The 7,124-nt window shown below is 63.4% G+C and carries 8 protein-coding genes and 1 pseudogene; 4 read left to right on the forward strand and 5 right to left on the reverse strand.

Going from position 1 to position 7,124, the window contains the following annotated elements; all coding sequences use genetic code 11:
* The first annotated feature begins 117 nt into the window (after positions 1-117).
* From ACK4R0_RS16585 to ACK4R0_RS16595, 3 genes are all read left to right on the forward strand, one after another.
* Positions 118-1,491, forward strand: a complete 1,374-nt coding sequence (locus ACK4R0_RS16585) for a class II 3-deoxy-7-phosphoheptulonate synthase (RefSeq protein WP_409676648.1) — start codon at positions 118-120, stop codon at positions 1,489-1,491.
* Positions 1,488-1,661 (forward strand): hypothetical protein, encoded by a 174-nt coding sequence (locus ACK4R0_RS16590; RefSeq protein WP_300884229.1) that lies wholly within the window; start codon positions 1,488-1,490, stop codon positions 1,659-1,661. The genes ACK4R0_RS16585 and ACK4R0_RS16590 overlap by 4 nt, the downstream gene beginning before the upstream one ends.
* Positions 1,662-1,801: 140 nt before the next feature.
* On the forward strand, positions 1,802-3,058 hold the full coding sequence (locus ACK4R0_RS16595; RefSeq protein WP_409676630.1) for a M20/M25/M40 family metallo-hydrolase: 1,257 nt from the start codon (positions 1,802-1,804) through the stop codon (positions 3,056-3,058).
* 18 nt (positions 3,059-3,076) lie between these two features.
* Here ACK4R0_RS16595 and ACK4R0_RS16600 read toward each other — a convergent pair whose 3' ends face one another.
* The gene (locus tag ACK4R0_RS16600; protein ID WP_409676633.1) at positions 3,077-3,790 is read right to left on the reverse strand and encodes a response regulator transcription factor; all 714 of its coding nucleotides are present in this window, start codon (positions 3,788-3,790) and stop codon (positions 3,077-3,079) included.
* Between the two features lie 197 nt (positions 3,791-3,987).
* Here ACK4R0_RS16600 and ACK4R0_RS16605 point away from each other — a divergent pair, with 197 nt between their 5' ends.
* Positions 3,988-5,490, forward strand: a complete 1,503-nt coding sequence (locus ACK4R0_RS16605; RefSeq protein ID WP_409676636.1) for an aldehyde dehydrogenase family protein — start codon at positions 3,988-3,990, stop codon at positions 5,488-5,490.
* Positions 5,491-5,512: 22 nt separating this feature from the next.
* On the opposite strand, the gene ACK4R0_RS16610 is transcribed toward ACK4R0_RS16605, so the two are convergent.
* The 4 genes and pseudogenes from ACK4R0_RS16610 to ACK4R0_RS16625 form a co-directional block, all read right to left on the reverse strand.
* Positions 5,513-5,902, reverse strand: coding sequence for a type II toxin-antitoxin system VapC family toxin (locus ACK4R0_RS16610; protein ID WP_409676639.1), 390 nt, complete (start codon positions 5,900-5,902; stop codon positions 5,513-5,515).
* Positions 5,889-6,161: an AbrB/MazE/SpoVT family DNA-binding domain-containing protein gene (locus ACK4R0_RS16615; RefSeq protein WP_409676642.1), complete on the reverse strand. Its 273-nt coding sequence runs from the start codon at positions 6,159-6,161 to the stop codon at positions 5,889-5,891. The genes ACK4R0_RS16610 and ACK4R0_RS16615 overlap by 14 nt, the downstream gene beginning before the upstream one ends.
* 555 nt (positions 6,162-6,716) lie before the next feature.
* Entirely contained in the window at positions 6,717-6,974 is a 258-nt protein-coding gene (locus ACK4R0_RS16620; protein ID WP_409676645.1) for a hypothetical protein, read from the reverse strand.
* Positions 6,975-7,020: 46 nt separating this feature from the next.
* Positions 7,021-7,124: pseudogene (locus ACK4R0_RS16625) on the reverse strand (IS5/IS1182 family transposase); the annotation flags it as partial.

Genomic DNA, 7,124 nt, shown 5'->3' on the forward strand with positions numbered 1-7,124 from the left:
GTCCGGCGACCGTAAATGCCATTTGGATGCTGCTTTTTGCCGCACACGTTGCTATGGGGCGCGGCCCGGCCTAGATTTGCCGGCCTGATTTTCTCGATACCGTTTGGAGTGATGGACGTGGCGGCAAAATGGACACCGGATAGCTGGCGGAACCAGGAGGCGCGGCATATTCCAGCGTATCGCGACGCCGCCGCACTCGCCGATGCCGAAGCGACGCTGCGCAATTATCCGCCCTTGGTGTTTGCCGGCGAGGCGCGCAGCCTTGAAAAGGAACTGGCGCGGGTCGCTGCCGGTGAGGCGTTCCTGCTGCAGGGCGGCGACTGCGCCGAGAGCTTTGCCGAGTTCCATCCCAACAACATCCGCGACACATTCCGCGTGCTGCTGCAGATGGCGGTGGTGCTGACCTTCGCCTCCAAGCGCCCCGTGGTGAAACTGGGCCGGATGGCGGGCCAGTTCGCTAAGCCGCGCTCTGCGCCGACCGAGCGGCAGGGTGATATCGAGATGCCGAGCTATTTCGGCGACAACATCAACGGCATCGAGTTCGACGCGGCTGTGCGCGAACCCGATCCGCAGCGGATGGTGCGCGCCTATTCGCAAAGCGCAGCGACGCTCAACCTGCTGCGCGCCTTTGCCAGCGGTGGCTATGCCAGCCTGCAGCAGGTGCAGGGCTGGATGCACGATTTCATGGACCGCAGCCCCTGGGCCGAGCGCTACGCGCAGACCGCCGACCGGATCAGCGAAGCGCTCGACTTCATGCGCGCCTGCGGCATCAGTCCCGACACTGTGCCGCAGCTGCAGGGCACCAGCTTCTTCACCAGCCATGAGGCTCTGCTGCTGCCGTTCGAAGAAGCGATGACCCGGCGCGATTCGCTGACCGGCGACTGGTACGATACATCCGCGCACTTCCTGTGGATCGGCGACCGCACCCGTTTCGAGGGCTCGGCGCATGTCGAGTTCCTGCGCGGCATCGGCAACCCGATCGGCATCAAGTGCGGCCCGAGCCTCAGCACCGACGCGCTGCTGAGCATGCTCGACACGCTCAATCCCGCGCGCATTCCTGGCCGGATGACGCTGATCAGCCGGTTCGGTCACGACAAGGTCGAAGCCGGGCTCGCTCCGCTGGTGCGCGCGGTCAAGAAGGAAGGCCATCCGGTGATCTGGTCGTGCGACCCGATGCACGGCAATGTCGTCAAGTCCGAGAGCGGCTTCAAGACGCGGCCATTCGACCGCATCATGACCGAACTGCGCGGTTTCTTCGCGGTGCACCGCGCCGAGGGCACGCATGCCGGCGGCATCCATATCGAGATGACCGGACAGAACGTCACCGAATGCACCGGCGGCGCGATCGCGATCACCGACGAGGCTTTGGGCGACCGCTATCACACGCATTGCGACCCGCGCCTCAACGCGGCGCAGTCGCTCGAGGTCGCGTTCGAGGTCGCCGAGATGCTCAACGCTGAAGCCATCGCCACCGCACGGCAGGCGGCATGAGCGAGCGGCGGGTCATCGTCCAGCGCGAGGTCGTTCGCAACGGCGTCGGCTTCGGCAGCGCGCTCGCCATCGCGATCAGCTACACCGCGCACAACTCGGTGCTGTGGGCGATCATCCACGGGTTCTTCTCGTGGTTTTACGTGGTGTATTTCGTGCTGACGCGGGACTGAGGGCGCGGGATTGACAATGCCGGTCCCCTGCGAAGGCAGGGGCCCATCTTCTACCCTTGCACCAGTTGGGGCGGTCAGGAGATGGACCCCTGCCTGCGCAGGGGTACAAAAACAAAGAAAACAACAACAAGGGGCATCGCATGGCTTTCCGGACATTCATCGCCGCACTGGCGCTCAGCGCCAGCGTCGCCGCGCCGGCGCTTGCGCAGGACGCGACCGCGGCCAAGACCGCGCTGGCGGGCGATTACGACCGGATCGTCAAGGAACTGATCACGATCACCGAAATCCCCGCGCCGCCCTTTGGCGAGCAGGCGCGTGGCGCGTATCTGGCGCAGCAGTTCAAGGCGCTCGGGCTGACCGAGGTCGCCACCGATGCGGTCGGCAACGTCACCGGCGTCCGCCGCGGCACGGTGGCTGTGGGCGGGCCGCTGGTGGTGATCAGCGCGCATCTCGACACCGTGTTTCCCGCGGGCACCGACGTGACGGTTAGGCGCGAGGGCAACACGCTCAACGCGCCGGGCGTCGGCGACGATACCGTCGGCCTTGCAGGGCTGCTCGCGTGGGTGCGCGCGTTGAACGCCTCGAAGACGACCACCAAGCACGACGTGCTGTTCGTCGCTACGGTGGGCGAGGAGGGCCCTGGCGATCTGCGCGGGGTGCGTCACCTGTTCACCCAGAATGCGTACAAGGACCGGATCGCCGCGTTCATCTCGGTCGACGGCTCCGATCCGTCGCGGATCGTCAACCAGGCGGTCGGTTCCAAGCGCTACAACATCGCGTTTACCGGCCCCGGCGGGCACAGCTATGGCGCGTTCGGCATCGTAAACCCGATGGCGGCGATGGCCGATGCGGTCAAGCGCCTGTACGAGACCGATGTGCCCGCCAGCCCGCGCACCAGTTTTGCCGCCAGCGTCGTCTCGGGCGGCACCTCGGTCAACTCGATCCCCGACCGGATCGAGCTTCAGGTCGATATGCGCTCGCCCGATCCAGTAGCGCTCGACCGGCTCGAAAAGCGCTTCCTTGCCATCGTCGATGAGGCCGTCGTCGCAGAGAACTACGCGCGCTCGACCAATGTCGGCGAGGTCGGCGCGGAAAAGACCCGGATCGGCGATCGGCCCGCAGGCGCGACGGCGGATACCCATCCGCTGGTGGTGACCAGCCAGCGCGTGCTCGCCGATCACGGCTATCAGACGCAGCTGCAGGCATCCTCCACCGACTCCAATATCCCGATGAGCCTGGGCATTCCGGCGATCACGATCGGCTCGGGCGGCGGGGGCGGGCGCGCGCACTCGGTCGATGAATATGTCAACATAGAGCGCAACGCGTTCATCGGCGGGCTGTCATCGGGCCTTGCGCTGCTGGTGGCGGTGGCCAATCTGGACTGGTCGGCCAAATAATCCGCGCGCGGCGCAGCGTCACTGGGAGGGCGACATGTCGCTCGCGTCCTCGATCGTCTCGAGACGATAGCCATAGCCGAACACAGTGAAGATCCGAAATCCGTTCTCGGGCTTCAGCGCCAGCTTGGACCGGACGCGCGAGATGTGCATGTCGAGCGTGCGGGTGGCAAGGTCCGCGCTCGTCCGCCAGATCGTTTCCATGATATAGGCGCGCGAGAGCGTGCGGTCGCGGTGGCGGAACAGCAGGTCAGCAAGTTCGAATTCCTTGGCGGTCAGCGTGATGTCGTGGCCGGCGTGGCGGATCGACTGCGCCATGCGATCGAGCCGATACCCTCCAAATGCTGCGGTCTTCTCCATGCTGGCGCTGGCGCTGGTCCGACGCAGCACCGCTGCGATCCGCGCCGCGATGACATTGTCTTCTTCCGGCTTGGTGATGTAATCGTCCGCGCCGCCGTTCAGGGCTTCGGTTATGTCGCGCTTGGTGGTGCGGCCGGTCAGCACGATGACGGGGGGTGGGTTGTCCAGGGTCTGCTTCATCCACTGGACGATCTGCAGCCCATTTCTGCCCGCAATGTTCCAGTCGAGCATCACCAGATCGAACGTCTCGCGTGACAGCGCTGCGGTCAGCCGGTCGCCGGTGTTGAAACGGACACTGATATGCCCCATGCCTGCGATGATGTTTTCCAGACAGACCAGGCTTTCGCCATCATCATCGGCTATTGCGATGCGCATAAGTTCCCCTGACTGTGCGCCCACCGAGCAGTTAACTGTAATTAAGAATAAGCAAATGCCTGTTTTTAAAGTGATTGGCGAGTCCTCCGTATACGTTTTTACATAGCTTTACACCGATCCGCCTTTGCCCCGGACACGCGCCGCGAAGTGCGACGACACAAGATCAGCCCAACCCCCCACCGAAAGACGAGAGATTTATGAAATCCAGCGCAGAGCATCTGCATGACCTTTCAACCGCGCTTGGCTTTGCGCTCCCGCAAGGCGCTGTGACTGTGAACAGCCCGGTCGATGGCGCTGGCGTTGCCGGGTTCGATCCGATCGATGCCGCTGGTGTTGGCGAAGTCGCAGACCGTGCCGCACAGGCTTTCCGCGCGTGGCGCACCGTTCCCGGCCCGCGCCGCGGCGAGCTGGTGCGCCGTCTGGGCGAGGAACTGCGCCGCCACAAGGCCGACCTCGGCATGCTGGTGACGCTCGATTGCGGCAAGCCCTTGTCCGAAGGGCTGGGCGAGGTGCAGGATATGATCGACATCTGCGATTTCGCGGTCGGGCTGTCGCGGCAATTGCACGGGCTCACGATTGCCAGCGAGCGCCCCGGCCACCGGATGAGCGAGACCTGGCACCCGCTGGGACCAGTGGCGATCATCACCGCGTTCAACTTCCCGGTTGCGGTGTGGGCGTGGAATGCGGCGCTCGCTTTGGTCTGCGGCGACAGCGTGGTGTGGAAGCCGTCGGAAAAGACGCCGCTGACGGCCATCGCGGTGCAGGCGTTGTTCGACCGGGTGGCGGCGGATTTCGGTTCCGACGCGCCCGAGGGGCTGGCGCAGCTGGTGCTGGGCGATGCGCAGGCCGGTGCGGCGCTGGTCGATCATCCGGCTATCGCGCTTGTTTCCGCCACCGGCAGCACCGCGATGGGGCGGATCGTCGGCCAGGCGGCAGCCAAGCGCTTTGCGCGCAGCCTGCTCGAACTGGGCGGCAACAACGCGACGGTGGTCGCGCCCAGCGCCGATATGGAGCTCGCGCTGACCGGTTGCGCCTTCGGCTTCATGGGGACGACAGGCCAGCGTTGCACATCGCTCAGGCGGCTGTTCGTCGAGCGCGGGACGTATGACGCGTTCGTACCTCGGATCGTCTCGGCAGCGGCGCGGCTGCCGATCGGAGATCCGCGCGATCCTGCGAACTTGGCAGGGCCGCTGATCGACGAGGCGTCCTTCGCCGCGATGCAGGCCGCGCTCGCCGATGCCCGCGCGCTGGGTGCCACGGTGCATGGCGGCGAGCGGATCGAGGGACCAGGTGAGGGCGTATACGTCCGCCCGGCGGTGGTCGAGATGCCCGAACAGACCGGCCCGATGCTGCGCGAAACCTTCGCGCCGATCCTCTATTGCCTGCGCTATGATACGCTGGATGAGGCGATCGCGCTCAACAACGCGGCGGCGCAGGGGCTGTCGTCGTCGATCTTCACCAACGATCTGCGCGAGGCCGAAGCCTTCGTCGCGGCGGCAGGCAGCGATTGCGGCATCGCCAATATCAACATCGGCACCTCGGGCGCGGAAATCGGCGGCGCGTTCGGCGGCGAGAAGGAGACGGGCGGTGGCCGCGAATCCGGATCCGACAGCTGGAAAGCCTATATGCGCCGCCAGACCAGCACGGTGAACTATTCCGCCGCGCTGCCGCTGGCGCAGGGGGTGACGTTCGAGTTGTGAGGGCGGGGCTGTTCTGACGGCTCTATGGTATCACGACGGGCGTTTGCGCCAAACCCTTGGCCTTGCTTGCCAGCCTGCGGTCGAAGGTGACAACGGCGCTGCAATGCTCCGATCGGGCAAGGTGCAACGCGTCGGCGAAATCCACGCCCTTGGACATCCAATCCAACGCCACGGCCACTGCCACCGCGTCTTCGATCGTCACCTGGGCTAGCCCTGCCAAGCCGCGCAGGGCCGAGGCAATATCGCTTGCGCCAAAGCCATAGCCTGCGCGCAGCACCCATTCCGCCTCGAGCAGAACCGTCACCCCAATGAAAACGTCGCCTTGCTGGATGACCCGCCGGGCCGCTTCGGCCTGAACGGGATCATCGGAGGTGAGCAAGCGGATGATGACGTTGGTATCAATCGCCCGCACGGCGCTTCGCCTCGCTGTCGATCGCCGCGTCCATCGCCTCGATCGACAGCGCTGGACCGGAATGCCGCAGCGTTCCAAACACGTCTTTCAGATCGGTTTCGGGGAAAATGGGAGCGGACTTCAACAGCACGCCATCGGCCGTGTTCTCGACGATCAACTGCGTACCCGCTGCCCATTGCCTCAGGTCGCGGATCGCCTTGGGCAGGATGACCTGTCCCTTTGTCGACATGACGGTCGTGATCCGCTTTTGAATGCCCATAGGTGGATCCCTTGGTAAGATAGAGGTAAGATAGAGCGGTTCCGCCTTTGTAGCAAGGGTGGGTCAAGGCCACGCACAACTCCCGCACTGGACGTTTCCTTTTGCCCCAAAAGACGTTCAGGCAGCTATCGCCTCAATCTTGCAAAAACCGGAAATTCTTTTGCCGACCCCTTTGTAGTCGTTGGAGATCGAGCCTAACCTAGCGCTTTGCTTAACGCCTAGTCAGGTTGAATTTATGCTGTTCAAGAAATTGAAATATTTTCTCGTGGGCGCTTTTCACACGATGCTTTCCATTGTGATTATAAACAGCTTCGGGTGGATTGGCCTTCTGGCTGCTCTCCCATTTTTCTTCGTTACCCCGTTCATTGTCCATTACCTGAAAAACAAATGGGAGCGGCGCAACTCGTTACGTTAGAGGCATGGTGCAGTAAATGTCGGCAATCCACTCATAATCGGCCATGCAGCAGCCGCTTGGCGCTTCCTGCAACCTGACGGGCAGCTATCCGAGCATTGCTGAAAAAAGCTGCTATTCGGCAACCGACCCCGTTGCGGCCATCAGGTGCGCCTTCGCCAGAACAACCAACGTTGGAATTGCAGGGCGCAAGCCCATAGGAGCAGTGCCGCAAAAGCAATAAATATAAGATACACGACGACTGCGGCAGTGAAGTGCCAAGTTGGATCAGATTTTAAAACATCGAGTTCAAGCCAACGGGATACTTGAAGCGGCTCCCCTTGGAACCCGCCGATGATACGTTTACTCCAACTTAAAATTTGAAAAAGCAGCAGAGGTGTTGCCGCCAGTGCCCAGAGCAATTCTTTCCGGCTTGGCGGACCTTCTACTTCTAGGGTCCAGACTCGTTCAGAGCCAGAACGCGATGGCGGCAGCGAGGCTCACGGCTGACAGGAAGTTGCGGGCGAGCTTGTCGTAACGGGTGGCGATGCGGCGGAAGTCCTTGAGGCGGC

This window comes from Blastomonas sp., from assembly GCF_046294995.1.
Classification (GTDB): Bacteria; Pseudomonadota; Alphaproteobacteria; order Sphingomonadales; family Sphingomonadaceae; genus Blastomonas.

Coding starts and splice junctions, on each gene's coding strand:
- ACK4R0_RS16600 (WP_409676633.1), bottom strand. CDS start 3,790: ATGCGCATCGCAATAGCCGATGATGATGGCGAAAGCCTGGTCTGTCTG.
- ACK4R0_RS16615 (WP_409676642.1), bottom strand. CDS start 6,161: ATGGGCATTCAAAAGCGGATCACGACCGTCATGTCGACAAAGGGACAG.
- ACK4R0_RS16605 (WP_409676636.1), top strand. CDS start 3,988: ATGAAATCCAGCGCAGAGCATCTGCATGACCTTTCAACCGCGCTTGGC.
- ACK4R0_RS16595 (WP_409676630.1), top strand. CDS start 1,802: ATGGCTTTCCGGACATTCATCGCCGCACTGGCGCTCAGCGCCAGCGTC.
- ACK4R0_RS16590 (WP_300884229.1), top strand. CDS start 1,488: ATGAGCGAGCGGCGGGTCATCGTCCAGCGCGAGGTCGTTCGCAACGGC.